Annotated in this window: 25 protein-coding genes and 1 riboswitch; of the genes, 19 read left to right on the top strand and 6 right to left on the bottom strand. The window is 48.6% G+C overall.

From position 1 onward, the window contains the following. Positions 1 to 5 precede the first annotated feature (5 nt). The 16 genes from KTH89_RS17515 to KTH89_RS17440 all read left to right on the top strand — a co-directional run bounded on the left by KTH89_RS17515 (position 6) and on the right by KTH89_RS17440 (position 18,491). A complete protein-coding gene (locus tag KTH89_RS17515; protein WP_158344666.1) occupies positions 6 to 272 on the top strand; it encodes a DUF1292 domain-containing protein in 267 nt (88 codons plus the stop codon). Positions 273 to 312: 40 nt separating this feature from the next. Continuing rightward, positions 313 to 1,977, top strand: coding sequence for a ribonuclease J (locus KTH89_RS17510; protein WP_158344664.1), 1,665 nt, complete (start codon positions 313 to 315; stop codon positions 1,975 to 1,977). Positions 1,978 to 1,980: 3 nt separating this feature from the next. Further along, a complete protein-coding gene (locus KTH89_RS17505) occupies positions 1,981 to 2,328 on the top strand; it encodes a YlbF family regulator (RefSeq protein ID WP_158344662.1) in 348 nt (115 codons plus the stop codon). A 13-nt stretch (positions 2,329 to 2,341) separates the two neighbouring features. Next, entirely contained in the window at positions 2,342 to 2,737 is a 396-nt protein-coding gene (locus tag KTH89_RS17500; protein WP_238722559.1) for an endolytic transglycosylase MltG, read from the top strand. Further along, positions 2,734 to 3,453: an O-methyltransferase gene (locus KTH89_RS17495; RefSeq protein WP_158344658.1), complete on the top strand. Its 720-nt coding sequence runs from the start codon at positions 2,734 to 2,736 to the stop codon at positions 3,451 to 3,453. Before KTH89_RS17500 ends, KTH89_RS17495 begins: the two co-directional genes overlap by 4 nt. Next, positions 3,389 to 4,642 (top strand): peptidase U32 family protein, encoded by a 1,254-nt coding sequence (locus KTH89_RS17490; protein WP_238722558.1) that lies wholly within the window; start codon positions 3,389 to 3,391, stop codon positions 4,640 to 4,642. The genes KTH89_RS17495 and KTH89_RS17490 overlap by 65 nt, the downstream gene beginning before the upstream one ends. Before the next feature lie 1,806 nt (positions 4,643 to 6,448). Further along, on the top strand, positions 6,449 to 7,069 hold the full coding sequence (gene sigK, locus KTH89_RS17485) for an RNA polymerase sporulation sigma factor SigK (RefSeq protein WP_158344652.1): 621 nt from the start codon (positions 6,449 to 6,451) through the stop codon (positions 7,067 to 7,069). Positions 7,070 to 7,360: 291 nt separating this feature from the next. Beyond that, positions 7,361 to 8,893, top strand: coding sequence for a YifB family Mg chelatase-like AAA ATPase (locus KTH89_RS17480; RefSeq protein ID WP_238722557.1), 1,533 nt, complete (start codon positions 7,361 to 7,363; stop codon positions 8,891 to 8,893). A 13-nt stretch (positions 8,894 to 8,906) separates the two neighbouring features. Next, complete coding sequence (gene dprA, locus KTH89_RS17475) at positions 8,907 to 9,785, top strand: DNA-processing protein DprA (protein WP_238722556.1); 879 nt, start codon at positions 8,907 to 8,909, stop codon at positions 9,783 to 9,785. Positions 9,786 to 9,826: 41 nt separating this feature from the next. Beyond that, the gene (gene topA / locus KTH89_RS17470; protein ID WP_238722555.1) at positions 9,827 to 11,908 is read left to right on the top strand and encodes a type I DNA topoisomerase; all 2,082 of its coding nucleotides are present in this window, start codon (positions 9,827 to 9,829) and stop codon (positions 11,906 to 11,908) included. Positions 11,909 to 11,978: 70 nt separating this feature from the next. Continuing rightward, positions 11,979 to 12,794: a GTP-sensing pleiotropic transcriptional regulator CodY gene (codY, locus tag KTH89_RS17465; RefSeq protein ID WP_158344644.1), complete on the top strand. Its 816-nt coding sequence runs from the start codon at positions 11,979 to 11,981 to the stop codon at positions 12,792 to 12,794. A 427-nt stretch (positions 12,795 to 13,221) separates the two neighbouring features. Continuing rightward, complete coding sequence (gene groES, locus KTH89_RS17460) at positions 13,222 to 13,506, top strand: co-chaperone GroES (RefSeq protein ID WP_158344642.1); 285 nt, start codon at positions 13,222 to 13,224, stop codon at positions 13,504 to 13,506. Between the two features lie 27 nt (positions 13,507 to 13,533). Next, positions 13,534 to 15,153, top strand: a complete 1,620-nt coding sequence (groL, locus tag KTH89_RS17455; protein WP_158344640.1) for a chaperonin GroEL — start codon at positions 13,534 to 13,536, stop codon at positions 15,151 to 15,153. A gap of 148 nt (positions 15,154 to 15,301) precedes the next feature. Beyond that, positions 15,302 to 15,799 carry a DUF6106 family protein gene (locus KTH89_RS17450; RefSeq protein WP_238722554.1) on the top strand — a complete coding sequence of 166 codons (498 nt, stop codon included), beginning with the start codon at positions 15,302 to 15,304 and terminating at the stop codon, positions 15,797 to 15,799. Between the two features lie 232 nt (positions 15,800 to 16,031). Then, on the top strand, positions 16,032 to 17,486 hold the full coding sequence (gene guaB, locus KTH89_RS17445; protein WP_158344636.1) for an IMP dehydrogenase: 1,455 nt from the start codon (positions 16,032 to 16,034) through the stop codon (positions 17,484 to 17,486). Positions 17,487 to 17,723: 237 nt separating this feature from the next. Further along, positions 17,724 to 18,491 (top strand): peptidoglycan recognition protein family protein, encoded by a 768-nt coding sequence (locus KTH89_RS17440; RefSeq protein ID WP_238722553.1) that lies wholly within the window; start codon positions 17,724 to 17,726, stop codon positions 18,489 to 18,491. Between the two features lie 74 nt (positions 18,492 to 18,565). Here the strand turns inward: KTH89_RS17440 and KTH89_RS17435 are convergent, their stop codons facing one another. Genes KTH89_RS17435 through KTH89_RS17425 form a run of 3 tightly spaced genes read right to left on the bottom strand, consistent with a single transcriptional unit; the run spans position 18,566 to position 20,464 of the window. Beyond that, entirely contained in the window at positions 18,566 to 19,366 is an 801-nt protein-coding gene (locus KTH89_RS17435) for a hypothetical protein (protein WP_158344634.1), read from the bottom strand. Beyond that, positions 19,360 to 20,058, bottom strand: a complete 699-nt coding sequence (locus KTH89_RS17430) for an ABC transporter ATP-binding protein (RefSeq protein ID WP_158344632.1) — start codon at positions 20,056 to 20,058, stop codon at positions 19,360 to 19,362. Before KTH89_RS17430 ends, KTH89_RS17435 begins: the two co-directional genes overlap by 7 nt. Positions 20,059 to 20,092: 34 nt before the next feature. Then, on the bottom strand, positions 20,093 to 20,464 hold the full coding sequence (locus tag KTH89_RS17425) for a GntR family transcriptional regulator (protein ID WP_158344630.1): 372 nt from the start codon (positions 20,462 to 20,464) through the stop codon (positions 20,093 to 20,095). A 227-nt stretch (positions 20,465 to 20,691) separates the two neighbouring features. Here KTH89_RS17425 and KTH89_RS17420 point away from each other — a divergent pair, with 227 nt between their 5' ends. Next, positions 20,692 to 21,171: a methylglyoxal synthase gene (locus KTH89_RS17420; protein ID WP_158344628.1), complete on the top strand. Its 480-nt coding sequence runs from the start codon at positions 20,692 to 20,694 to the stop codon at positions 21,169 to 21,171. A gap of 49 nt (positions 21,172 to 21,220) precedes the next feature. On the opposite strand, the gene KTH89_RS17415 is transcribed toward KTH89_RS17420, so the two are convergent. Together KTH89_RS17415 and KTH89_RS17410 are read right to left on the bottom strand one after the other, a co-directional pair. Next, complete coding sequence (locus KTH89_RS17415; RefSeq protein ID WP_238722552.1) at positions 21,221 to 22,129, bottom strand: deoxyribonuclease IV; 909 nt, start codon at positions 22,127 to 22,129, stop codon at positions 21,221 to 21,223. Between the two features lie 37 nt (positions 22,130 to 22,166). After that, a complete protein-coding gene (locus KTH89_RS17410) occupies positions 22,167 to 22,811 on the bottom strand; it encodes a flavin reductase (RefSeq protein WP_238722551.1) in 645 nt (214 codons plus the stop codon). Between the two features lie 281 nt (positions 22,812 to 23,092). On the opposite strand from KTH89_RS17410, the gene argS reads away from it, so the two are divergent. Continuing rightward, entirely contained in the window at positions 23,093 to 24,862 is a 1,770-nt protein-coding gene (gene argS / locus KTH89_RS17405; RefSeq protein ID WP_238722550.1) for an arginine--tRNA ligase, read from the top strand. A gap of 34 nt (positions 24,863 to 24,896) precedes the next feature. Then, positions 24,897 to 25,130, top strand: coding sequence for a hypothetical protein (locus tag KTH89_RS17400; protein WP_158344620.1), 234 nt, complete (start codon positions 24,897 to 24,899; stop codon positions 25,128 to 25,130). A gap of 120 nt (positions 25,131 to 25,250) precedes the next feature. Here KTH89_RS17400 and thiT read toward each other — a convergent pair whose 3' ends face one another. Continuing rightward, positions 25,251 to 25,928: an energy-coupled thiamine transporter ThiT gene (gene thiT / locus KTH89_RS17395; protein ID WP_238722549.1), complete on the bottom strand. Its 678-nt coding sequence runs from the start codon at positions 25,926 to 25,928 to the stop codon at positions 25,251 to 25,253. A gap of 34 nt (positions 25,929 to 25,962) precedes the next feature. Beyond that, a riboswitch (TPP riboswitch) is annotated at positions 25,963 to 26,066 on the bottom strand. Between the last annotated feature and the right edge of the window lie 789 nt (positions 26,067 to 26,855).

The following is a 26,855-nucleotide window of genomic DNA, read 5'->3' as shown; positions in this document are numbered from 1 at the left end:
CTTATATGGAAAAAATTATTTTCACAATGGAAGACACAAAGGAAAACGTGGAATTTTTCATCATGGAACAGACGAGAGTAAGCGGCGTGGACTATCTTCTGGTTACGGATACGGAGGACGAGGAGGAGGACGGTACCTGCTATATTTTAAAGGATCTGTCCGCAAGTGAGGATGCGGAAGCCCTGTATGAAATCGTGGACGATGATGAGGAGTTGGCGTATGTTTCCAGAATCTTCGAAGAGCTTCTGGAAGACGTTACCATCGAAAGGTAAACAAAAGAGCGTAAAATAAAAAATTTGGAGGTGCTATTTTTTGAAGAAACAAAACAACAGCAAATTGCGGATCATCCCGTTAGGAGGCCTGGAACAGATCGGGATGAACATCACTGCCTTTGAATACGAAGACAGTATGATTGTGGTGGATTGCGGTCTGTCGTTCCCTGAGGACGATATGCTGGGAATCGACCTGGTCATCCCGGATATCACGTATCTGAAGGACAATATTGATAAATTAAAAGGCTTTGTAATTACTCATGGGCATGAGGATCATATCGGGGCTCTTCCTTACGTTTTAAAGGAAGTCAACGCTCCCATTTATGCGACGAAATTAACGGTCGGCCTGATCGACAATAAGCTCAAAGAACACAATCTGTTAAAGGGAACCAAACGAAAAGTTATCAAACACGGACAATCCATTAACCTGGGTGCATTTCGGATCGAGTTTATCAAAACCAATCACAGTATCGCAGATGCTTCCGCCCTGGCGATCTACTCCCCGGCGGGAACCATCGTTCATACCGGAGACTTTAAGGTGGATTATACTCCCGTATTCGGGGATGCTATAGATTTACAGAGGTTTGGCGAGATCGGCAAAAAGGGCGTACTGGCCCTGATGTGTGACAGTACCAACGCGGAGCGGCCCGGCTTTACCATGTCGGAGCGCACGGTGGGAAAAACCTTTGACAATATCTTTGCGGAACACAAAAACAGCAGAATCATTGTTGCGACCTTCGCATCCAACGTGGACCGGGTGCAGCAGATCATCAACTCCGCCTACAAATTCGGCCGGAAAGTGGTGGTGGAAGGGCGCAGTATGGTCAACGTCATCGGCACGGCCGCGGAACTTGGTTACATCAACATTCCGGATAAGACGCTGATCGAAATTGAGCAGATGAAAAATTATGCCGACGAACAGACCGTGCTGATCACGACAGGAAGCCAGGGAGAATCCATGGCGGCGCTGTCCAGAATGGCGGCCAGCATTCACAAGAAGGTATCCATTAAGCCGGGTGACACCGTAATCTTCAGCTCCAACCCGATCCCCGGGAACGAAAAAGCCGTGTCCAAGGTGATCAATGAGCTGTCCATGAAGGGCGCGGATGTGATCTTCCAGGATGCACATGTATCCGGACATGCCTGCCAGGAGGAGATTAAACTGATCTATTCCCTGGTGCGGCCCAAATATTCGATTCCGGTACACGGCGAATACCGGCACTTAAAAGCGCAGGCGGGAATCGCCTATAACCTTGGAATTCCGAAGGAAAATATCAAGATCCTGTCTTCCGGCGATGTGCTGGAGCTGGACCAGGATGATGCGAAAGTAGTGGACCACGTACAGACCGGCGCCATACTGGTAGACGGGCTGGGCGTTGGAGATGTGGGTAACATCGTGTTAAGAGACCGGCAGCATCTGGCGGAGGACGGAATCATGATCGTCGTGCTGGCGCTGGAAAAATACAACAATCAGGTAGTGTCGGGACCGGATATAGTATCCAGAGGTTTTGTCTATGTGAGGGAATCCGAGGATCTGATGGAAGAAGCCAGGCATGTGGTAAATGATGCGCTGGATGCGTGTATGGAGAAGCGGATTACGGACTGGAGCAAGATGAAGACGATGATCCGGGATTCCCTGAGCGATTATCTCTGGAAAAAAACCAAACGCAGTCCCATGATCCTGCCGATCATTATGGAAGTGTAAAAAATGCTTGTTGCAGATTGCTTAAGAGAATTAAAGAACGCCATTGGAAACAGCGAAGAATACCTGCGGTTTGAGCGCGCTAAAAAGAGTCTGGCGGAATATCCCGAACTCAAGCGTCAAGTCGAGGAATGGCGGAGAAAATACTATTGTATACAGAATCAGGACGGTATCGACCTGTTTGACGAAGTTGACAGTTTACAGGAGGAGTATGCCACAATAAGAAAAAATCCCCTGATCCGGGAGTTTCTGGCATCGGAGCTGCTGGTATGTCATATGATCCAGGAAGTATATCGGGAAATTTTAGACAGTGTAGATCTGGACCTTCAGTTCCTGGATGAGACTGCTCTGTAGGAGGTACAAAAGGATGGATTCGAAAAAAGCAGCTTTGGCGACGATGAAAATGGCTCTTCGGATAATTATAATAGCTCTGGTTATCTTACTGTTGGTTTACCTGGGGCGCGCGGCCTTTGACTTTGGCCTGTCGGTGTTTTCCAACCGAACGATGGACCCGCCGCCCGGACGCCAGGTGACGGTAGTGGTGGAACAGGGAGATTCTTCCGGCGCGGTGGGCGAGATGCTGGAAAGCAAAGGCCTGGTGGAAGGCAAATGGACGTTTGTGGTGAGAGAGAAACTGTCCAAGTATTCCGGGAAGATACAGCCCGGCACCTATACGCTGAACACATCCATGCCGCTATCCGATATGCTGGCCATATTAGCGGGAGATAACTCCGAAGAAGGGGAAGAGGACCAGGAAGAGTGATAGTAGACGAGCGATTGATAACCTATCTGAATTCTCTTGATTCCGGTAATCCGCCCTATCTGGAGCAGCTGGAGCAAACAGCCAGAGAGACCTATGTTCCGGTGATCCGTAAAGAAACCCAGAGCCTGTTAAAGGTGCTGGTCACTTTAAAGCGGCCCGGATCGATCCTGGAGATCGGCACCGCTATCGGTTTTTCCGCTCTGCTGATGAGTGAATATGCACCGGATACATGCCGGATTACCACCATAGAGAATTATGAAAAGAGAATTCCCATTGCCAGGGAAAATATAAAAAAGGCGGGCCGTGAGCAGCAGATCACTTTACTGCCCGGCGACGCACAGCAGATCATGAGGACCCTGAACGGTCCTTATGATTTTGTATTTATGGACGCAGCCAAAGGGCAGTATCTAAATTTTCTGCCGGAAGCAATGCGGCTTCTGGCTCCCGGCGGGCTCCTGGTGTCCGATAATGTACTGCAGGAAGGCAGCATCATCCAGTCCCGCTACGCCATCGAGCGCCGCGACAGAACCATCCATACCCGGATGAGAGAGTACCTGTACCAGCTGACGCACCATCAGGAGCTGGTGAGCGCCATCCTGCCTCTGGGAGACGGAGTGGCGGTCAGCTGCAAAAAGACGCATGGAGGAAAGAATGAAACGACCAGAACTTATTCCGGGGACAAAGAAACGGCCGGAACTACTCATCCCGGCCAGTAGCCCCGAGGTATTAAAAACTGCGGTAATCTTCGGCGCCGACGCCGTCTACATCGGCGGGGAAGCCTACGGCCTGCGGGCAAAAGCCAAAAACTTCAGCATGGAAGACATGAAACAAAGCATTCTGTTTGCCCACAGTCACGGTGTTAAAGTCTACGTCACCGCCAACATCCTGGCCCACAACAAAGACTTGCTCGGAGTGGAAGCATACTTTAGGGAACTAAGAGAAATCAAGCCGGACGCCTTAATCATCGCGGACCCCGGAGTATTCCGGATCGCGCAAAAAATCTGTCCGGAGATCGAAATACACATCAGCACCCAGGCCAACAATACAAATTACGGCACCTACCAATTCTGGTACGATCAGGGGGTCAAACGCGTAGTCTCCGCCCGGGAACTCTCCCTGTCGGAAATCCGGGAAATCCGCACGCACATACCGGAAGAAATGGAAATAGAGACCTTTGTGCACGGAGCCATGTGCATCTCCTATTCCGGCCGTTGTCTGCTCAGCAACTACTTCACCGGCCGCGATGCGAACCAGGGCGCCTGTACCCATCCCTGCCGCTGGAAATACGCGGTGGTGGAAGAGAGCCGTCCCGGTCAGTATCTTCCCGTGTACGAGAACGAAAGAGGTACTTACATCTTCAACTCCAAAGACCTGTGCATGATCGAGCACATCCCGGAACTAATAGAGGCCGGCATCGACAGCTTCAAAATAGAAGGACGCATGAAAACCGCCCTGTACGTAGCCACGGTGGCCAGAACCTACCGGAAAGCCATAGATGACTACCTGACATCCCCGGACCTGTACCGGCAGCACATGCCGTGGTATCTGGACCAGATCTCCAACTGCACCTACCGCCAGTTCACCACCGGCTTTTTCTTCGGCAAACCCGATCAGGAATCCCAGATCTACGACAGCAACACCTACGTCAAGGAATACACCTATCTGGGTATCGTAAACGCCCACGACGAAGCGGGCCGTTCCATCCTGGAGCAGAGAAACAAATTTACGGTGGGAGAAACCATCGAAATCATGAAACCCGGAGGGGAGAACCTCCCTGCCCGTGTCCTGGCCATCTACGATGATACGGGAGTCCCTATGGAAAGCGCTCCCCATCCGAAACAGACTCTTCATGTTGAGTTGTCTGCAAAGACGGACCCTTTTGATATCCTCCGCAGGGAGGAGTAGAGGTTTGCCTCGGTGCTTAGGGTTGGGAGGGGGGCCGGAAGTACAAGGGCGGGAGGAGCACGGTGGCTGCGGCCTGGTTTGCAGGGGCTGTGCCGGGGCACGCGGACGGGGAGCTCTCAGACCTCCGGGCCGCTGCTGGCGCCCGGTCCCTTTGGTGTCTCCCCAGGCGGGCGGAGGGCTTGCGCTGGCTGCAGCTAAGTGAAATCCAAAAGCCGGATTCAGGAACCGAGCCTATTCACCAGGAACGCATGATGCGTTCCCGGTTCAGAGGCTCTTGCCCGTCGGACGTGAAGTCCGCCGTGCATCCTGAATCCGGCTTTTGGATTTCACTAAGCTACAGCACAGCCGCCCTATGCCCGCCTGGGGAGACACCAAAGGAACCGGGCGTCAGCAGCGGCCCGGAGGCCTGAGAACTCCCCGTCCGCGTGCCCCGGCACAGCCCCCGCAAACCAGGCCGCAGCCACCGTGCTCCTCCCGCCCTTGTACTTCCTACTTACAAAGTGTCCTAAGGCGAGAACGTTATAGTACGCAAAAGATCTGCAATATGCCTTTAACGTTGCCTGAAATAATTTAAAACAGCTTGCTGAAGATAAAAATTCTACAGATCATATCATCTTTCCATGACTAAGTCAATATTCATGATACAATGGATAATACAAGTGTTCTACAACAAAAAGAAATAATAATCATTGCGTCCGCCAATATCTATACGTTTCTGATATGCATAAAAGACTTTCAAGAATTTCCTTAATCTCCCATAAATAAACTTAAAATATGGTCTGCTGTTTATCAGATTCCCTACATTCCAACAGACGCAGCCACATCGTAAACGTCAAACGACAACTTACCATTGTTAGTTGATCTTATAGTACCTTTCATTCAAAAGCAACTTAGCATGGAGCAATTCAAAAACTATTTCTGCCATACATAAAATGTTATGTCTACTTGTTTTTTATAGACACTTCCTTTTGCAAGCCCACAGTTATAGTTCTTTATAATTCTGTTCAATGTCATTTCTCACTGCTGTAAGATCTGAGCGTAAGCCATATAATTAAGATTCCAGTTCATCAATCTTAAATTTCGCGGTAGTTTCCATCCATGCATCCGGTTCCATACCCTTCAAGAAAAATACAATTTTATGGAAATCTTTCAATAGATTATAAAGCTAGCCAAGTATAGGATATTTCTTTACAGCCTCTTCATATAGTTACGGCGTGAGGCCGTTTATATTCTAAAATCCACGAACAGAGGAAAGAACCTATTTAATGCTTACGCTTCATCATTTGTTTGTCCCACAACATTATTAAAATGCGTACCACAGCAGAAAATATATAGGTCAAATATACCGTCAGCAATAAATAAGCCGGAACCAGTGTAGGGACTGAGGAGGCGGGGGATGGAGGGATGGATGGCGGGGGATTTCGGGCTGCGGCGGCGGATGTTCCCGGGGGGAAGGCATTGGCCAATCATATTAGATCCACTTACGCAGAAAGAGAAAAAGCCCCCGTTTTCTGTCACACTGTCCGAGCCGTTTTTTGGCGAGTTTGTGACAGAAAATGTAATAAGGGGCTTTTTCTCTTTCGTAGTTAGTGGATCTTATATGATTGGACACAGCCTTCCCCCCGGGAACATCCGCCGCCGCAGCCCGAAATCCCCCGCCATCCATCCCCCCATCCCCCACCTCCTCAGTCCCGGCCCTTAAGTCCCAGCCCAATAGATTGTACAAATAAAACATTTCATTTGGAAAGGCACTAATGGACAGTGGGACACATAAACTGTAATAATTCCGCTATGAGGTGCTTTTGTGTGAAAACATTTCCAAAACCGCTGGGCGCCGAAGAAGAACAATATTATTTGCAAAAGTACCAGCAGGGAGATCCGGAGGCAAAAGATCTGCTCATCGAAAAGAATTTGCGGCTTGTGGCTCACATTGTTAAGAAATATCAGCATCTGGATGATGATCCTGAGGATCTGATCTCCATTGGCACCATAGGGTTGATTAAAGCGGTATCTACCTATGACCAGAGCAAGGGAAGCAGACTGGCTACTTACGCGGCCCGCTGCATTGACAATGAACTTCTCATGTTTCTCCGCTCTAAGAAAAAATCTTCGAAGGAAATTTCCCTGTATGAACCGATTGGGACGGATAAAGAGGGGAATGAACTGAATCTGCTGGATGTAATTGAGCATAATACATTGAGCGTTACGGATAAGGTGAATCTGAAACAGGATATTGAGAAACTTTATGAGGTTCTGGAGAAGACCTTGACTCCTCGGGAAAAGATGGTGATCGAGCTTCGATACGGACTCTATAATCAGAAGGAGAAGACACAACGGGAAATCGCGGAAATGCTGGGAATCAGCCGTTCTTATGTGTCCAGAATTGAAAAGAATGCATTGGCAAAACTCCGTAAACTTCTGGAGTGAGAAGTGCCGGCTTTGGGGCAGACGCCCTGAGGCTGGTATTTGCTTTGCTGATTGTAAGTATTTCTACTAATATTACAGATTTTAATTAGGATCAATAACAATTAAGAGTAGTTGGGTATTGAAGTGACAGGGGTTTTATAGTAAAATGATTCCATCGGACAAGTTCTTTGTCTGTTTTCTGGCGGATCGCCGAGATTTTCCTTTTGTTTTTTAAGAGTTTCAGGCTGAAAGAGAAAAGTGATGTTATGCTTTTCGGGATATCGATGGTATTTTATGGAAAGAGGTGTTGGTTTGTTTAGCAGTGTATTGTCTGCGTGTGTGTGCGGGATCGAGAGTGTTCCGGTACATGTGGAGGCGGATATCAGTGACGGACTTCCGGTCATGAATATGGTGGGGTATCTGGCTTCGGAGGTGAAGGAGGCGCAGGACCGGGTGCGCTCAGCGATGAGAAATACGGGAATCCGCCTGCCGGTGAAGAGGATTACGGTAAACCTTTGGCCGGCGGATATCAGGAAGGCGGGATCGGCGTTTGATCTGCCCATTGCGTCCGCGATTCTGGGGGCATTGGGAATGGTGCCGGCCGACAGGCTGGTGAATGTGCTGATCGCAGGGGAGTTAAGCCTGCATGGGGAGGTGAACCCGGTCAATGGCATTTTAGCTGTTGCCGCCGGAGCCAGGGAATGGAAGTGTGACTGCTGTATCGTTCCGAAACAGAATGCGCGGGAGGCGGCCGCGGTTCCGGGCCTCACCGTGATCGGGGTTCAGACACTTGCGGAAGTGATTGCCTATCTGAATGACGAGACGGCGCTCCAGCCGGAATATGTGAACCCTGAGGAACTCATTACCGAGGGGGAAGCGGAGGGCGGCATGGATTATGCGGATATCATTGGCCAGGAGGCGGTAAAACGGGCGGCCGAGGTGGCGGTGAGCGGCCGACATAACCTGCTCCTGATCGGGCCGCCGGGGACGGGAAAGACGATGATAGCCAAGAGAATCCCCACGATCCTGCCCCGGCTGTCGATGGAGGAAAGCCTGGAGATAACGAAGATATACAGCGTATGCGGACTTCTTCAAAAGGAGGATGGACTGATCCGGAAACGGCCGTTTCGTTCTCCGCATCACACGGTTACGATGAATGCGCTGGCAGGCGGCGGCAGGATTCCCAGGCCCGGCGAGATCAGCCTGGCCCATCTGGGGGTGCTTTTTCTGGACGAGGTCCCTGAGTTTTCTAAACCGGCGCTGGAGATCTTGCGCCAGCCGATGGAAGAACGGGTGATCCATATCGCCAGAAACAGGGGAAACTATACATTTCCGGCGGATTTTATGCTGGCGGCGGCTATGAATCCCTGCCGGTGCGGTTTTTACCCGGATATGGAAAAGTGCAGCTGTAATACCGCAGAGATTAAAAGATATCTGGGGAAAATCAGCGGCCCTCTGCTGGACCGTATGGATATCTGCGCAGAGGTGCCCGGGATGGAATATGAGAGGCTTACAGATAGGAGGAAAGGGGAGAGTTCCGCCGCGATCCGGGAACGGGTTTCCATAGCGCATGAGATCCAGCGCCGAAGATATGAGGGAACCCCTTTCCGCTATAATGCGGAACTGACACCGGCGGCCATCGGGAGGTACTGCACGTTGGGAAAAAAGGAGGAAGCGTTTCTTGCGGCAGTATTTGAAAAACTGGATATGAGTATGCGCGGCTGCCACCGGGTGCTTCGGGTGGCGAGAACCATCGCGGATCTGGACGGCAGCAATAGGATCCTGACGAAACACTTGAGCGAGGCGGTCATGTACCGGATGGGGGACCGGAAATTTTGGCATTAGAGGGGGTATGAATATGGAAAGAACGGAATATGTTGCTTATGGAGAACCGGCCTATCCGGAGAAGCTGAAGAAGATTCATGCCCGTCCGCCGGGACTTTATGTCAGGGGAAAACTTCCGGATCCGGAAGCGCCGGCGGTGGCTATCGTGGGGGCGCGCATGTGCAGCGCCTATGGGAGGAGTAAAGCGCGGGAATTCGGCAGAGTGCTGGCGGCCAACGGAGTGCAGATTATCAGCGGGTTGGCGAGGGGGATCGACGGATGCGCCCAGGAGGGGGCGCTGGAGGCGAAGGGACGGACCTTTGCGGTGCTGGGCTGCGGGGTGGATATCTGCTATCCCAGAGAAAATTACAGGCTGTATGAACAGCTGATAAGGGAAGGCGGAGTGATTTCCGAGTATCCCGATGGCGAACAGCCGGTCAACTGGCATTTTCCGGCCAGAAACCGGATCATCAGCGGGCTGGCGGATCTGGTGCTGGTAATAGAGGCCAAAGAAAAGAGCGGATCCTTAATCACCGCGGATCTGGCGTTAGAGCAGGGAAAAGACGTATTCGCGCTGCCGGGCCGGGTGACGGACCCGCTCAGCATGGGGTGCAACCGGCTGATCGCCCAGGGCGCGGGCATTGCTCTGCGGCCGGAAGAATTGCTGGAAGGACTTGGAATTCCATTTGGTAAATCTGACGGGAAATCGAAAAAAATGAAGATACCACTTGAAAAAAACGAAGTTTCGGTGTATGCTTGTTTGGATTTAGTCCCAAAAAGTGTAGATGAAATTATGGCGGTAACCGCCTTGCCTATACAGGAAGTATTTCAAATATTATTGTCCCTTCAGTTAAAGGAATGCATAGAAGAAGCGGCAAAGGGGAAATTTGTCAGAAGGGACTTTCCGGTATAAACCGGTGGTTTTAAGTTAAGAAGATTTTCGGAGGGTATTCAATGGCTAAGTATTTAGTAATCGTGGAATCACCGGCAAAGGTGAAAACTATTAAAAAATTCCTCGGTTCCAATTATGATGTGGCGGCGTCGGGGGGTCATGTAAGGGATCTGCCCAAGAGTCAGCTGGGAATCGATATTGAACATGACTATGAACCAAAGTACATTACCATAAGGGGAAAAGGGGAACTGCTGGCTGATCTGCGAAAGAAAGTAAAGAAAGCGGATAAGATTTTCCTGGCAACTGACCCTGACCGGGAGGGAGAGGCGATCTCCTGGCATCTTTCCAAGGCTCTTAAGCTGGAAGATAACAGAATGGCCAGAATCAGTTTTAATGAAATTACCAAAAATGCAGTGAAAGCTTCCTTGAAAGAGCCCAGGGAAATTGACATGAATCTGGTAAATGCGCAGCAGACCAGAAGAATTCTGGACCGTATGGTTGGTTACCGGATCAGCCCCCTTTTGTGGGCTAAGGTAAAGAGGGGCTTGAGCGCAGGGCGCGTGCAGTCGGTGGCGCTTCGCATCATTGCCGACCGGGAGGAAGAAATCGACGCATTTATTCCGGAAGAGTACTGGACACTGGACGCAAAGTTCGGTATTCCCGGGGAGAAAAAGGTGCTGGTCGCCAAATTCTACGGGGATAAAGACGGCAAGCGCACGATCCGCAATGAAGAGGAGCTGAACCAGATCCTGAAGGATCTTAAGGGAGCCGAATATAAGGTGGCTGATGTGAAGACCGGCGAGCGGATCAAGAAACCGCCGCTTCCCTTTACCACCAGCACCCTGCAGCAGGAGGCTTCCAAGCTTTTGAATTTCTCCACCCAGAAAACCATGCGCCTGGCACAGCAGCTGTATGAAGGAATCGAAATTGCCGGCAATGGTACGGTGGGTGTGATTTCCTACCTGCGTACGGATTCCACGAGAATCTCCGATGAGGCGGATGCCAATGCGAGAGCCTATGTGGAAGAGGTATACGGAAAAGAATATGTGACCACCGCGCAGGCGTCTTCCGGTAAAGGCAAAAAAATACAGGATGCCCACGAGGCGATTCGTCCCACCGATATCACAAGGCTTCCCGCTATGTTAAAGGAATCCTTGTCACGGGATCAGTTCCGTCTGTATCAGTTGATCTGGAAACGATTTACAGCCAGCCGGATGAGCCCGGCCAGATATGAGACGACCTCAATTAAAATAGACGCGCGGGATTATCGTTTTACGGTAGCTGCTTCCCGGTTGGTGTTTGACGGTTTTATGTCGGTCTATGAAATAGATGATGAGGAAAAGCAGCAGAACAATGTGCTGGCCAGACAGATTACCACGGATACGCAGATTCATCTGAATGAGTTCGACCAGAAACAGCATTTTACACAGCCGCCGGCCCATTATACGGAGGCCACACTGGTCAAGACGCTGGAGGAACTGGGAATCGGCCGTCCCAGCACCTATGCTCCCACCATTACCACAATCATCGCAAGACGTTATGTGGCGAAGGAAAATAAAAATCTCTATCTGACAGAGTTGGGGGACGTGGTCAATTCCATCATGAAGCAGAGCTTCCCCAGCATCGTGGATGTGAATTTTACCGCGAACATGGAGCGATTGTTAGACTGCGTGGAAGAAGGCACGGTCAATTGGAAAACTGTGGTCAGCAATTTCTATCCGGATCTGCGGGATGCCGTGGAAAAGGCGGAAAAAGAGCTGGAGCAGGTGAAGATCGAAGACGAAGTCACCGATGTAATCTGCGAGGAGTGCGGCAGGAACATGGTGATCAAGTACGGCCCTCACGGAAGATTCCTGGCCTGCCCGGGATTCCCCGACTGCCGCAATACGAAGCCGTATCTGGAAAAGGTGGGCGTCAAGTGCCCGAAATGCGGAAAAGAAGTCGTGCTTCGCAAGACGAAAAAAGGACGCCGTTATTACGGCTGCGAGGATAACCCGGAATGTGATTTTATGTCCTGGCAGAAGCCGTCCCAGGAGAAATGCCCGGATTGCGGAGGGTACATGGTGGAGAAGGGAAGTAAACTGGTCTGCGCCAACGAACACTGCGGTTATGTCAAGGTAATCAGCAAAGAAAAAACTTCTTAAAAGATGTGCGATAATTCGGTTGATTTTCAGACAATTCCATGTTAGAATTGTGGTTGTTTAGGAGGTCGCCATGAGTATTCAACTATTAGACAAAACCAGAAAGATTAATAAGCTGCTTCATAATAACAGCCACAGTAAGGTGGTCTTTAACGATATCTGCGCGGTGCTGGCGGATATTCTGGATTCCAACATACTGGTGGTCAGTAAAAAGGGAAAGGTTCTGGGATCTTCCAAGTGTCTGGATGTGGAGGAGATTACGGAATTGATATCGGACCGGGTGGGTCAGTTTATTGACCGGACTCTGAACGAACGATGGCTGTCCATACTTTCCACAAAAGAAAATGTAAATCTTCAGACATTGGGCTTTGACTCGGAAGATGTGCTCAATTATGAGGCAATTATTACGCCCATCGATATTTCGGGGGAGCGTTTGGGTACTCTGTTTGTATATAAAAAGGATGTCCGGTTTGATATCGGCGATATTATCCTGTGCGAATATGGGGCAACCGTTGTGGGCCTGGAGATGATGCGGGCGGAAAAGGAAGAGGCGGAGACCAGAAAACGGCAGATCCAGGTGGTGAAGGCTGCCATTAACAGCCTGTCGTTCTCAGAACTGGAAGCGATCATCTGCATCTTCGACGAACTGGGCGGCCCGGAAGGAATCCTGATCGCCAGCAAGGTCGCGGATAATGTGGGGATCACCCGTTCCGTAATTGTCAACGCACTGCGCAAGTTTGAAAGCGCCGGTGTAATAGAATCCCGTTCATCCGGTATGAAAGGAACTTATATCAAAGTAATCAATGACTATATTTTCGAAGAACTGGATGATATCAAGGAACGAAAAAGGATGTCCATGGAGCTGAATATAAAAAGTACGGATTATTAGTCAAAACGAAATAAACCTGCCCGGCGGTTACTGCCGGGTGACAAAGATACTGCCTGGAAAGAGAGGCAGTATTTTTATTCCATACGAGGTAAGTGTGCCTATGGAATAAAAATGCCATCCGGGAAGAACGCTTAGTTCGAAAAACCTCGCTGACTATTTTTTATGCATCGCACGTAAGTGCCTAAAATACAGGCACTAAGTGCTCATAGCTATAAAAAAAGTATAAAATCGTATAAAAAGGATAAAATTAAGAAAATGATAAAAAATGTAAGAATAATCTAGAAAAGACGAGAATATATTGAGAAAATCGCCAATAAGTAAAGTTGCACGAAAGACGAGAATTATCTAATATATGACTATCGGTTAGCACTCGAATTGAGTGAGTGCTAATAATACGCAAAGCAGAATTTATTAAGGAGGAATTATCATGAAATTAGTACCGTTGGGAGACAGAGTCGTTATTAAACAGTTAGAAGCGGAAGAGACTACAAAATCCGGTATCGTATTACCCGGCCAGAACAAAGAAAAACCTCAGCAGGCGGAAGTAATCGCAGTAGGACCCGGTGGAATGGTCGATGGGAAAGAAGTCAAGATGGAAGTAAAAGCCGGCGATAAGATTATATATTCCAAATATGCCGGAACAGAAGTTAAAATCGATGAAGACGAATACATCATCGTAAAACAGTCCGATATCTTAGCAATCATCGAATAATTATAGAAAGAGTAGGAGGCTATTATCATGGCAAAAGAGATTAAGTACGGAGCAGAAGCAAGAGCTGCATTGGAAACAGGTGTGAATAAACTGGCAGATACCGTCAGAGTAACGTTAGGGCCCAAAGGAAGAAACGTGGTACTGGATAAATCCTTCGGCGCACCCCTGATCACCAACGATGGTGTTACCATCGCAAAAGAAATCGAGCTGGAAGACGCATTTGAGAACATGGGCGCTCAGCTGGTGAAAGAAGTAGCAACCAAGACCAACGACGTAGCCGGCGACGGAACGACCACCGCTACGGTTCTGGCGCAGTCCATGATCCATGAAGGAATGAAGAACCTGGCAGCCGGCGCAAACCCCATCGAGCTTCGTAAAGGTATGAAGAAAGCTACCGATACCGCTGTAAACGCGATTCATGACATGAGCAGAAAGATCTCCGGAAAAGACCAGATCGCAAGAGTAGCCGCGATCTCTGCCGGTGATGATACCGTAGGCGATATGGTGGCGGACGCTATGGAAAAGGTATCCAATGACGGCGTTATCACCATTGAAGAATCCAAGACCATGCTGACAGAACTGGATCTGGTAGAAGGTATGCAGTTTGACAGAGGTTATATCTCCGCATATATGGCCACCGATATGGATAAAATGGTAGCTACCCTGGATGAACCCTACATTCTGATCACAGACAAAAAGATCAGCAATATTCAGGAAATCCTTCCTCTGTTAGAGCAGGTAGTACAGTCCAGCGCGAAACTTCTGATCATCGCGGAAGATGTGGAAGGCGAAGCACTGACCACTCTGATTGTAAATAAATTAAGAGGAACCTTCAATGTAGTAGCGGTGAAAGCTCCGGGCTACGGCGACAGAAGAAAAGCGATGCTGGAAGATATCGCTATCCTGACCGGCGGACAGGTAATTTCCGATGAACTGGGCCTGGATCTGAAAGAAACCACTATGGCTCAGTTAGGACGCGCGAAATCCGTTAAAGTGGAAAAAGAGAACACCATCATTGTTGACGGTTACGGCGAAAAGAGCGCGATCGACGCCAGAATCAGCCAGATCAAAGCGCAGATCGAAGAAACCACCTCTGATTTTGACAGAGAAAAATTACAGGAAAGACTTGCAAAATTATCCGGCGGTGTTGCAGTTATCCGCGTAGGCGCTGCTACCGAGACGGAGATGAAAGAAAGCAAGCTTCGTATGGAAGACGCTCTGAACGCTACCAGAGCTGCTGTAGAAGAAGGTATCATCGCAGGCGGCGGTTCCGCTTATATCCATGCGGCCAAAGAAGTTGAAAAACTGGCTGAAACCATGGAAGGCGATGTTAAGACAGGCGCTAACATCATCCTGAAAGCTCTCGAAGCTCCTCTGTACTACATTGCAGAAAATGCAGGACTGGAAGGCTCCGTCATTGTAAACAAAGTAAAAGAAGCAAGCGTAGGCCATGGCTTTGACGCTTACAAAGAGCAGTATGTAGATATGGTAGAAGCAGGCATCCTGGATCCCTCCAAGGTAACCAGAAGCGCTCTGCAGAACGCCACCAGCGTAGCGGCTACCTTCCTGACCACGGAATCCGTAGTTGCCAACATCAAAGAAGATGCGCCGGTTCCTCCGGCCGGAGGCGGCATGGGAATGATGTAATCCCTTTATCAAAAGGGGCCCTGGAAAGGGGCCCCTTTTCTATGCGGCAGGGAAATGGAAACAAAAATCAGAAATTTAAAAAAACACTTTAAAAGTCGGCAGGATTTGTTATAATGTACATAATATGTTATATTTTGGAGGTTAATGGATGAGCGACTTGTATTTTGAACATATTGTCAAAAGAAAGACCCCAACGATGTTGGTAGTGGCAAAAGGAGTTATGCTGGGCATTACCGTAGCGGCATTTGTTATGGGCGTGCTGGCTGCGCCAATCTTGTTGATTGCGGGTGTGGTTCTTGGTATTGTAGATTATTTTGTATTTCCCCGCTGGGATGTGGAGTTTGAATACTTGTTTGTAAATGGCGAGATGGACGTGGACAAGATCATGTCCAAAAGCAAGAGAAAGAAAATGGGCAGTTTTGAACTTTCCAGAACGGAGCTGGTAGCGCCGTATAATTCCCATGATTTCGATTCTTACCGCAATAAGCAGATGAAGACCCTGGATTTTTCCAGCGGTATTCCGGATCATAAAATTTACGGAATGATCGTTGAGGGGGATCAGGAGCTTCTGAAGATTCTGTTCGAGCCCAATGAGAAGATCCTTCAGGCCATGAAGAGCATGGCGCCCAGAAAAGTCATAATCTAATAGAGTTTCCCCTTTTCGAATGGGTCCGTCTGTTACGGATATATCGGGAAGGCGGAAACTTTTTTTAGTGGGACGGTTACTTCTTTCAAAGCTTTAGTCCGAGGTCTTTCCCTGCGTTTCAGCCCGGAACATAACCCGGAAAATGCAGTTGACAGACCCGGGGTTTTTTGCTAGACTAAGGAACAATCAATTAAGTATAAAATTGCCATATAGAAGAAAGAGAGGAAATGAAATGGGTAAAATCATTGGAGAGGGAATAACATTTGACGATGTGCTGCTGGTTCCGGCATATTCACAGGTGATTCCCAACCAGGTGGATTTGACGACAAATTTAACAAAATCCATACAGCTGAACATTCCGATTATGAGTGCGGGGATGGATACGGTGACCGAACACCGGATGGCCATAGCGATGGCGAGACAGGGAGGTATCGGTATTATCCATAAGAACATGAGTATCCAGGATCAGGCTGAAGAAGTGGACAAGGTTAAGAGGTCTGAGAATGGGGTCATAACAGATCCCTTTTATTTATCCCCGGAACATACACTGGAAGATGCCAATGATTTGATGTCGAAGTTCAGAATATCCGGCGTGCCGATCACAGAGGGCAAGAAACTGGTCGGAATTATCACCAACCGGGATTTAAAATTCGAAACCGATTTCTCGAAAAAGATCAAGGAATCCATGACCTCCGAGGGTCTGATTACCGCCAGAGAAGGGATTACCCTAGATGAAGCGAAGAAGATCCTTGCTAAGGCCAGAAAAGAAAAGCTGCCGATTGTTGACGAGAATTTTAACCTGAAGGGTTTAATTACCATTAAAGATATCGAAAAACAAATTAAATATCCGCTGTCCGCGAAGGATTCCCAGGGACGGCTGCTGTGCGGAGCGGCCGTTGGTATTACCGCCAACGTGCTGGAGAGAATCGACGCGCTGGTAGAGTCCAAGGTGGACGTGGTGGTCTGCGACTCCGCCCATGGGCATTCCGAGAATGTGCTGCGCTCCGTACGGATGATCAAGGAAAAATATCCGGATCTGCAGGTGATCGCGGGAAATGTGGCCACGGGGGATGCGACCAGAGCTCTGATCGAGGCCGGTGTGGACGCGGTTAAAGTGGGAATCGGCCCCGGCTCCATCTGCACAACGCGTGTGGTAGCGGGGATCGGTGTACCGCAGATCACGGCTGTGATGGATTGCTACCAGGTGGCTAAGGAATACGGTATCCCGATTATCGCCGACGGCGGTATCAAATATTCCGGAGATCTGACGAAAGCGATCGCCGCAGGGGGAAGCGTATGTATGCTGGGCGGCATGCTGGCAGGCTGTGACGAGAGCCCCGGAACCTTTGAATTATACCAGGGTAGAAAATATAAAGTGTATCGCGGAATGGGTTCCATTGCGGCCATGGAAAAGGGCAGCAAGGACCGCTACTTCCAGGAAGACGCCAAGAAACTGGTTCCGGAAGGAGTGGAAGGCCGTGTCGCTTACAAGGGCACAGTGGAAGACACCATCTTCCAGCTGGTCGGTGGCTTGAGATCCGGTATGGGCTATTGCGGAGCCGGCAATATCGAGACGCTGAAAGAATCCGGCAAATTCGTCAAAATTTCCGCCGCGTCCCTGAAGGAGAGCCATCCTCATGATATTCATGTGACCAAAGAGGCTCCGAACTACAGTATAGACGAGTAAACAAAAGCCGTAATAAAAAGAAATTTGAACTTTTTCCATTATATATAGAAGAAACGGTAAATAAGGCAAGACCTGCGGTCTGTAAAGTACAGAGAATCTCTGACTTCGGCTGCAGGTCTTTTTGTCGAATTCAGAAAAAATTAAGGAAATAGACATATTTTACACAATGAATTTTACCGGTTGATCCGCTATAATAGTTAATAGTAACGCGCTCATAGCTTATAAGGGGGTACCGCTATGCTGCCGGAAAAAGAATTTTATAAAAAGCAGACGAGGGTGATGCTCTATGAAAACGCCCGGACAGCGAAAAAACGAAAGAAACGAAAAGAAATGCTGCTGCATGGGCTGTCGGCCGTAGCAGCATTGGCAGTTGTGGTGACAATCATTGTATTGGTCACAAAATGGCTGACGCCGGCGGAAGAAGCGCCTGTGGCAGATAGCCGGTCGGAAGTTAAACAGACGAAGGTCGTGACAAGGCGGCCGGATCTGGACGTACAGCTGCTCACTCCGAACCCTTATTCCAGACCGCAGACCCCTACCGATCCGATTACCGGTATTGTAATCCACTATACCGCGAATCCGGGTACTACGGCACAGAATAACAGGAACTATTTTGAAGGGCTGAAGGATTCCGGGGAAACGAGTGTCAGCAGCAATTTTGTGATTGGAATGGAGGGGGAGATTATCCAGTGTGTACCCACTTCGGAGATCGCCTATGCATCCAATGACAGGAATCATGACACGGTATCGATCGAGTGCTGCCACCCGAACGAGGACGGGAAATTCACAGAGGCCACCTATCATTCTCTGGTTGAGCTTACCGCCTTTCTGATGGGGAAATTTGAATTGGGCATCAAAGATGTGATCCGGCACTATGACGTGACGGGAAAGGACTGCCCGAAGTACTTTGTAGAAGATGAGGATGCCTGGAAAAATTTTAAAAAAGATGTGGTGTCTTATATAGAAGAAAATGGAGTTGTTCCAACAGCTGTGCCTGCACAATAAGGCGATGGCAAAATAAAAACCTTCCGTCGCCGGCAATCCGGGACGAAAGGTTTTTTGCGCTTATAGAAGATAACTTAATCCAGATTTAGTTTCTTTGAAATCATATAGTTGGAAATCAGATAGAAAACGATGCTAAAAGCAAGGGTCTCTACGATACTCAACGTCATAAGGTTGCGATAGTATTCAAAGGTCAAAGTCTGCACCGGAAATCCCCTTAGAGACGACAGACCGAAAAACAGCATGGAGATGACGCTTAAAATCTGGCTTATTACGTAGATGACCAGATAGGCAAGAAAAGAACCTAAAACTTTGTGCTTGTTCATCAGCTGTCCGATGCAGATGGAGACATAAAAGGATAGGAATATATAAATATTGGCGATTAACATATACAGACACAAAAACAATATGGAAACCATTGTGTTGCCGCCGCCCAAAAATATGATGGAAAACATCTCCTTTAATTCGGCCCAGTTAGCGGCAGATATTTGATTGAGCCACGGCTGGTTCACCAGCAGGATAAAGATAGAAAAAATGATAAAAACACAGTCCAGTATACTCCATAACACGGCCACGATCAATTTTGAATTCAGATGCTGGGAAGCCTTGACCGGAAGGGTATGCATTAAATATCCCTCACTGGTAAAGAGATTCTTGTAAAAGCGCATCACCAGAACCACAAGCGTGATAATGCCGATGGCGATGATACCAAATATATATAGCATCAACATCAGGCTTACGATAAGCGGAGCATTCTGAGGAAGATTCAACGCCATCGACAGCCTTCCGAGAACGGTGACCACGAGAAGCGCCAGATGCAGGGGAAACAGGATTTTGGATACGCTGATCAAGTCATATTTGATTAATTTTCCTAACATTTGAATACCTCCCGGAACAGGGTGTCCACTGATTTTCCCTGTTTGAATCTTATATCATCCACCTCAGTGGTTAACCGGATCTTACCATTTTGAATAAATACCACATCGTCCAGTATATTTTCAATATCCGAGATCAGGTGGGTGGAGATGAGGATCGTGGAATCGGTGCGGTAGTTTTGAATAATCGTCTGTAAAATATAATCCCTGGCCGCCGGGTCCACGCCGCCGATGGGTTCGTCCAGACAATACAGATCTGCGTCCCGGCTCATTACCAGGATCAGCTGTACTTTTTCTTTAGTCCCCTTGGACATGGTCTTTAATTTATCGTGTGTGTCGATATCCAGATGATGAAGCATCTCCTTGGCGCGGCTTCTGTCGAAATCTTTGTAGAAATCCCCGAAGAAATCAATGATTTCACAAACCCGCATCCAGTCGTTCAGATAAGTACGTTCCGGCAGATAAGATACCATTTTTTTGGTCTCTATCCCTGGCGCCTTTCCGTCGATCAGTATTTCACCGGAAGTGGGGGATAAAAGACCGTTGATCAGTTTGATCAGCGTGGTTTTTCCGCTTCCATTGGGGCCCAGAAGTCCGACGATTCGTCCCCGCTCTATATTCAGATCGATTTCGGAGAGAGCGGCCTTGTATTCATAGACCTTAGTCAGTCCGTGGCATTCGATAATATTGCTCATATTTACCTCCTGTGGCGCACTAGCTGCGTCGTCTTCACTTTTTTTCCTCTCCCAGTACCTGCTGGATGAATTGGAATGTCTCTTCCTTCTTAAATCCCAGATTATTCATTTTTTCCAGAAATAAGGAGATCTGCTCCTTGGCCAGTTCTTGTTTCATATTTTGTATCATTTCCCGGTCCTCCGTTATAAATCTGCCGCTGGTGCGCTGGGAATAGAGTAAACCGTCACGTTCCAGTTCAGATAAGGCTTTTTGCATGGTATTGGGATTCACAGAGGCCTGCGCGGCCAGTTCTCGGACAGAAGGGAGCTTGTCGCCTGCGTGGTAAATGCCGGAGACAATGTCCGTTTGTATCTTTTCTATGATTTGGGCATATATAGGACGGTCAGAATTCAGCATCCATGTCATTCTTACACCTCCTTGTGCGTGTGGATTAACTGTATTATTAACTTAATACAATAGTACATTTGAAATGAAATTTTGTCAATAGGGTTTTTGCAAATTACTGGATATGTTTGGCAAACATGTGAAAGGCAGAGAGGAAGTAAATGAAAAAATCGTCAGAATGGGGATTGTGGAAGCCAAAAGAACATATTATAATGAGAAAGAAATAGGAAGAGAAAGGAGGAAGCCAGATGATTAAGGATGATTACATTCCATTTACCATCGGAAGACAGAAGCACATTGCGCTGATCGCTCATGACAGCAAGAAAGCGGAGCTGGTAGAGTGGGTGGAAGAGAATAAGGAAATCCTGAAGAACCATTTTCTGTGCGGCACGGGTACTACGGCCAGATTGATTTCAGAGAAGACGGACCTTCCGGTCAAGGGCTATAACAGCGGGCCGCTGGGCGGCGATCAGCAGATCGGTTCCAGAATTGTAGAAGGAAGCATTGACTTTGTGGTATTTTTCTGGGATCCATTGGAGGCGCAGCCTCATGATCCGGATGTGAAGGCGCTGTTGCGTATCGCAGTGGTTTATGACATTCCCATAGCCAATAATCGGGCTACGGCGGATTTCATGCTGACATCTAAGTATATGAACACAGAATACGACCGTATGGTGATCAATTATAATAAAACCATTCAGGACCGTATGAATCAGTTCAAAAAATAAGAGGACTCTGTAAGCAGAAGCTTTCAGAGTTCTCTTATTTTTGCGGTTTCTAGGATCGGGGCTGCCGTAAGATCTTCTCCAGTACCTCTGAATCAAAGGCGCCGGTGCGCAGCATCTCGATTTCATATTTGTAGGGAGGAAATACGGTCTTTTTATCCTCCGGAAGGGGAACCCAGGGCGTTTCCAGGATTTTGGGAATATCCGGAAAATCAGGATGATGGACGATACGATGTAACGCATCGAAACCAATCGTGCCGAACCCGAGATTCTCATGCCGGTCCTTGGCCGCTCCGGCCATATTTTTACTGTCGTTGATATGAAAGACAGCGATCTGGTCTTTTCCCAATATTTTATCAAACTGTCCGATCACACCGTCAAAATCATGAATAATGTCATAACCGGCGTCATTGGTGTGGCAGGTGTCGAAGCAGACTCTTAACTTATCGTTATATTTTACCCCGTCATAGATCCGGGCCAATTCCTCAAAGGTTTTTCCGATCTCGGAACCCTTTCCGGCCATTGTCTCCAAGGCGACCATACATTTGGTATCAGCGCTTAACACTTCGTTCAGACCCTTCACGATCTGATCGATACCGGCTTTTACGCCTGCGCCTACATGAGCGCCGGGATGCAGTACCAGAATCCGGCTTCCCATGGCCTCGCTGCGGCGCAGCTCCTCGGCCAGAAAATCCACTGCCAGCTCGAAGGTTTCCGGCTTTACGGAATTTCCAAGATTAATTATATAGGGGGCGTGGATCACGATATCATGGATTCCGTGTTCCCTCATATAATCCCAGCCGGCCTCGATATTCAATTCCCCGACTGGTTTACGTCTGGTATTCTGCGGTGCGCCTGTATATACCATAAACGTATCCGCTCCGTAGGAAACGGCCTCTCTGGCGGAATTTAACAGCATATCCTTGCCGCTCATACTAACATGGGAACCTATTTTTAACATTCGTTTGCCTCCATACGTACATTTTCCTAACTTACACTCAGTCTTTTTTGATAAATTTTGATTTGGGCTGTTTGCAGATCGGACAGACATAGGAATCCGGGAGTTCTTCAAAGGGAACCTCGCCGTCATATACATATCCGCATACACTGCACACATAGCTTACTTTTGCCGCGGTCTCTTGTTCCTCGGGAATATAAGTGGGCGCATTCTTCGGACTCTTGCCCTTCACCACTTTATGATAATAGGAATAGGTCATAGCCGGTACGTTCAAAAGCAGATCCCCATCCATAATCTCGGCCAAAAACACCGTATGGGTGCTGGTTTCCATCGTATCGATGATCCGGCAGGTCAGATAACCGCAGGCATCCGAGACGACAGGAAGACCATCTTTCATCACATGATCCACGGCGGCAAACTTATCCGTATTTTTCCCGGACTGAAAACCGAAGGTGCCGATAAGGCCGGGATCGGATTCTTCGGAAAGGATCGACACAGCAAAAGTACCGTTCCGTTTCATACAAGAGTTGGTATAATTATCATGGTTTATACTCACCGCTAGGGTAGCGGGAGAAGCGGTGATCTGCATAATACTGTTTGCGACACAGCCGGTAGGCCGTTCTCCATCCAGGGTAGAGACGATATAAACCCCGTAAGACAGGTTGTGAAATACATTAACGTTCATAATACTTCCTCCTTAATTTTCAATAATAGTAACCATTACTGAAATTATAGCATAAACTGGAAAAATAGCAAGAAGTTTTGAAAGTATTTCATACAAATTTTATTATACGGGATTTCCGCCGGTTTATGCTTTAATATTTCGCAAGCGTAGCTCTTTTTCACAGCCGTATCGTGAGAAATTCCAGAACCTGGTTGAAAAAAAAGGTCATTCATATTATAATCGTGAAAGATGTGGTAAACAGGCCAAAGGGCCGTAAAAAACAAGAATTTCAGGAGGAACCTATGAAAAAAATCTTAGATCTGATTACAGAAGAACTTTCCGGAGCATTTGCCGCCAGCGGATACGATGCTTCCTACGGGAGAGTGAATCTGTCTAATCGCCCGGATTTGTGTGAATATCAGTGCAACGGCGCCATGGCCGCCGCGAAAGCGTATAAAAAGGCTCCGATCCAGATCGCGGAGGATGTGGTGGGACATTTAAAGGACAGCGCTACTTTTTCCATGGTCGAAGCGGTAAAGCCCGGATTTATAAATATGAAGCTGAACTGTGAATTTCTGATCTGCTACCTGAATCAGATGAGCGCAGAGAAAGACTTAGGTTTTGAGAAAACCGCCCATCCCAAGACGATCGTGCTGGACTACGGCGGCCCCAATGTGGCCAAGCCTCTTCATGTTGGGCATCTGCGTTCCGCGATCATAGGGGAGAGCATCAAGAGAATCGGCCGTTTCGTGGGCCACAATATGATCGGGGACGTCCACCTGGGCGACTGGGGCCTCCAGATGGGACTGATTATCACCGAACTGAAGAAACGCAGGCCCGAGCTGGTCTACTTCGATCCCTCTTATACAGGAGAGTATCCGGCAGAGCCGCCCTTTACGATTCACGAGCTGGAAGAGATCTATCCGGCCGCCAGCGCCCGTTCAAAAGAAGACGCGGCCTATAAGGAAGAGGCCATGGAGGCTACCTATCAGCTGCAGCACGGCAATCAGGGCTATATCGCTTTATGGAACCATATCCTGAATGTATCCGTATCGGACCTGAAGAAAAATTATGAAAAATTAAATGTAACCTTTGATCTCTGGAAAAAGGAATCGGACGCCCAGCCCTACATCCCGGACATGGTACAATACATGAAAGACAACGGTTACGCCCACATAAGCGACGGCGCTCTGGTGGTGGACGTAAAAGAGGACGGTGATACCAGGGAAATCCCTCCCTGTATGATCTTAAAATCCGACGGCGCTTCTCTATATAATACCACGGATCTGGCCACCATTGTGGAGCGGATGAAGCTGTTTCATCCCGATGAAATCTTATATATAGTAGATAAACGCCAGGATCTTTATTTCACTCAGGTATTCCGCTGCGCGAAAAAGACAAAGCTGGTGGAGGAGGATACAAAGCTTACGTTCCTGGGCTTCGGTACCATGAACGGCAGGGACGGCAAGCCCTTTAAAACCAGAGAGGGCGGCGTGATGCGTCTGGAGGACCTGATCGGTGATATCAACAACCAGATGTTTAAAAAGATTAGCGAGAACAGAAACACGGCCGAAGATATCGATGCCAGGGAGACGGCCCGAATCATCGGACTCTCCGCCATCAAGTACGGGGATCTGTCCAATCAGGCTTCCAAGGATTATGTCTTTGATGTGGAGCGCTTTACCTCGTTCGAAGGCGACACCGGCCCATATATTTTATACACCATCGTGCGGATCAAATCCATTCTGAAAAAATACGCGGCGCAGGGCGGAACCCTGGAAAACCTCACAATCAAAGAGCCGTCAAACGAGAGTGAAAAAAACCTGATGCTGTCCCTGACCGGGTTCATCCATGCAATCGAGACAGCCTACGCGGAGCACGCGCCCCACAAAATCTGCGCTTATATCTACGAACTGGCCAATGCTTTTAACTCCTTCTACCATGAGACCAAGATCCTGGGAGAAGAAGACCAGGCCAAAAAAGAAGGAATGCTGGCGCTGTTGCTCCTGACCAGGAACGTACTGGAAACCTGCATAAACCTGCTGGGCTTCGAAGCCCCGGAACGCATGTAGACAGCTTTAACAGGGAAGGAAAGGAAGCCTCAAAATGATACCGAAAAGCAGGAAAGAACTGGCTGACCTGGTGACGGAAACCACACTGGATGTCTACGAGGATCTGACGCCCCAGTTAATAGAACGGCTGGAACAGATAAAGCACAGCCAGGACCTGAGCGAATCACAGAAAAACGACGAGGTCATGCTGGACATGATGGGATTTGTAAAATCCTGTACCAATGAAATCATCATCGATGTCCTGGCCCGGATATTCGGCCTGGAATAAAGTATCGAATTTAATGTCTAGGAAAAGAAGAAGGACGCCGGCGGGAACAAAAGCAAAATCCCGCCTGCGTCCTTCTTTGATCATCGTTTTACGTATGAGGCAGCTCAACGCACAAACAAATCATTGACCGGACATTTGTTTCACATACTGCAAAGCCTTCGTAACCGGCGGAATCGACATAAGCACAACCGTCAGAAGCGCCTCCGCTCCCATATACGAAGCATTATACAAAACAGAATACACAACCGGGTGCATCGTTTCGGGAGCATAAGAAGCAAAGAAAATGATACCGGACAGCGCCGAGCATACGAACCGTCCAAAGACTCCCACCAGATACCCAAAGACCAGGCCATGCTTTTTATTACTGAACAAACCGGAGAACCCCAAAGCCCCAAAAGCCAGAACATAATCCAGCAGAAGCTGCGGAAGCGTCATTATATAAGGATCGATCAGCATCTGCAGCAGCCCATAAGCCACACCGGTCATCAAACCAACCTTCAAACCATACCAATACCCGATCAGGCAGATAAACATCATACTGAACAGGGTAACCGATCCGCCCATAGGCATATCGAACAGCTTCAGTATCGAAGTCACCGTACCCAAAGCAATCGCCAGCGCGGAAAAAACAAGCTGCTTAGTCTTAATCGCATGCCGCTGCTTTTTCGACTTACCGATCAGTCCAATAGCCGCCACCAGAATGAGCAAAACAACGAACAAAGCCACATATCCGGCGGTAGTCAGTTCGTAGATCATGGTACCATATCCATCATCCACACGATTAGCAAAAAAACTCATAAAAAAACCTCCTTCGTGAAAAAACGTACAGGAGGAGTCCACTTTGGTGCTTCCCTACGCCGGTATTAACCGGATCAGGTAATGAGGGTTCATGCATAAAATGCATAGTCTCAGCCAAATGCTCCCCTAGCCGCATATTACTATCTACGGCACCATTATAGAGAGTCCTTCAAACTTTGTCAATAATGAGATGCTGGTGCGGGCTGCCGGGAACGGAGGGGCCGGCGGGAACATGAACCGGCGGGGAGAAAATCCGGGGCGGCGGCCTGTCATGGATGCGGGGGAAAACTTCGGGACAGGCTAAGAGCTATGCCCGGGGCCGGAAAAGAATCCCTTATTACATTTTTCTCCGCCAACTCGCTTCGCTCAGACAGGCTCCGAAAAACGGGGATTCTTTCCCGGCCCCGCGCATAGCTCTAAGCCTGTCCCTCAATGTTTTCCCCCGCATCCATGACAGGCCGCCGCCCCGGATTTTCTCCCCGCCGGTTCATGTTCCCGCCTACCCTGGTGTTGGCAGAGATGCAAGGCTGATCATGGCTGATTTTACTAACTCTTTGTTTGAGTATGTTTGGTATATATTATTTTACTTAGTCTTTTTATGTGCAGTCTAAATGGGCCTTTGTCAAGGATACGTTAATAAGATGACAAGATAATAAGATAATAAGATAGAGAACCCATTTGATTAGACTCCTGCTCTTGGGCCTGGCTTATATTAAAGTAGGGGAAAAAGCGGAGGCGGAGGTTGGGGCGGCGGACGGAGGGCTTCCTCGGGGGTGGGTGTGCCTGCTGCTCAGGACCGGGATGCTCCGGACAGCCGGGTTCCTTTGGGTCTCCCCGGGAGCGCATAGGGCGGCTGAGCTCCCGCTTAGTGGAATCGGAAAGCCGGGTTCAGGATGCACGGCGGACTTCACGTCCGACGGGCAAGAG

This window comes from Diplocloster agilis (genome assembly GCF_019042275.1).
GTDB lineage: Bacteria > Bacillota > Clostridia > Lachnospirales > Lachnospiraceae > Diplocloster > Diplocloster agilis.
The sequence above is the reverse complement of the archived record's forward strand: the minus strand, read 5'-3'. Positions and strand labels throughout refer to the sequence as shown.

Bases quoted from the DNA above. Each gene is read 5' to 3' on its own strand.
- KTH89_RS17515 (WP_158344666.1), top strand. From the start codon at position 6: ATGGAAAAAATTATTTTCACAATGGAAGACACAAAGGAAAACGTGGAA.
- KTH89_RS17505 (WP_158344662.1), top strand. From the start codon at position 1,981: ATGCTTGTTGCAGATTGCTTAAGAGAATTAAAGAACGCCATTGGAAAC.
- KTH89_RS17500 (WP_238722559.1), top strand. From the start codon at position 2,342: ATGGATTCGAAAAAAGCAGCTTTGGCGACGATGAAAATGGCTCTTCGG.
- KTH89_RS17490 (WP_238722558.1), top strand. From the start codon at position 3,389: ATGAAACGACCAGAACTTATTCCGGGGACAAAGAAACGGCCGGAACTA.
- dprA (WP_238722556.1), top strand. From the start codon at position 8,907: ATGGAAAGAACGGAATATGTTGCTTATGGAGAACCGGCCTATCCGGAG.
- topA (WP_238722555.1), top strand. From the start codon at position 9,827: ATGGCTAAGTATTTAGTAATCGTGGAATCACCGGCAAAGGTGAAAACT.
- codY (WP_158344644.1), top strand. From the start codon at position 11,979: ATGAGTATTCAACTATTAGACAAAACCAGAAAGATTAATAAGCTGCTT.
- groES (WP_158344642.1), top strand. From the start codon at position 13,222: ATGAAATTAGTACCGTTGGGAGACAGAGTCGTTATTAAACAGTTAGAA.
- groL (WP_158344640.1), top strand. From the start codon at position 13,534: ATGGCAAAAGAGATTAAGTACGGAGCAGAAGCAAGAGCTGCATTGGAA.
- KTH89_RS17450 (WP_238722554.1), top strand. From the start codon at position 15,302: ATGAGCGACTTGTATTTTGAACATATTGTCAAAAGAAAGACCCCAACG.
- guaB (WP_158344636.1), top strand. From the start codon at position 16,032: ATGGGTAAAATCATTGGAGAGGGAATAACATTTGACGATGTGCTGCTG.
- KTH89_RS17440 (WP_238722553.1), top strand. From the start codon at position 17,724: ATGCTGCCGGAAAAAGAATTTTATAAAAAGCAGACGAGGGTGATGCTC.
- KTH89_RS17435 (WP_158344634.1), bottom strand. From the start codon at position 19,366: ATGTTAGGAAAATTAATCAAATATGACTTGATCAGCGTATCCAAAATC.
- KTH89_RS17430 (WP_158344632.1), bottom strand. From the start codon at position 20,058: ATGAGCAATATTATCGAATGCCACGGACTGACTAAGGTCTATGAATAC.
- KTH89_RS17425 (WP_158344630.1), bottom strand. From the start codon at position 20,464: ATGACATGGATGCTGAATTCTGACCGTCCTATATATGCCCAAATCATA.
- KTH89_RS17420 (WP_158344628.1), top strand. From the start codon at position 20,692: ATGATTAAGGATGATTACATTCCATTTACCATCGGAAGACAGAAGCAC.
- KTH89_RS17415 (WP_238722552.1), bottom strand. From the start codon at position 22,129: ATGTTAAAAATAGGTTCCCATGTTAGTATGAGCGGCAAGGATATGCTG.
- KTH89_RS17410 (WP_238722551.1), bottom strand. From the start codon at position 22,811: ATGAACGTTAATGTATTTCACAACCTGTCTTACGGGGTTTATATCGTC.
- argS (WP_238722550.1), top strand. From the start codon at position 23,093: ATGAAAAAAATCTTAGATCTGATTACAGAAGAACTTTCCGGAGCATTT.
- KTH89_RS17400 (WP_158344620.1), top strand. From the start codon at position 24,897: ATGATACCGAAAAGCAGGAAAGAACTGGCTGACCTGGTGACGGAAACC.
- thiT (WP_238722549.1), bottom strand. From the start codon at position 25,928: ATGAGTTTTTTTGCTAATCGTGTGGATGATGGATATGGTACCATGATC.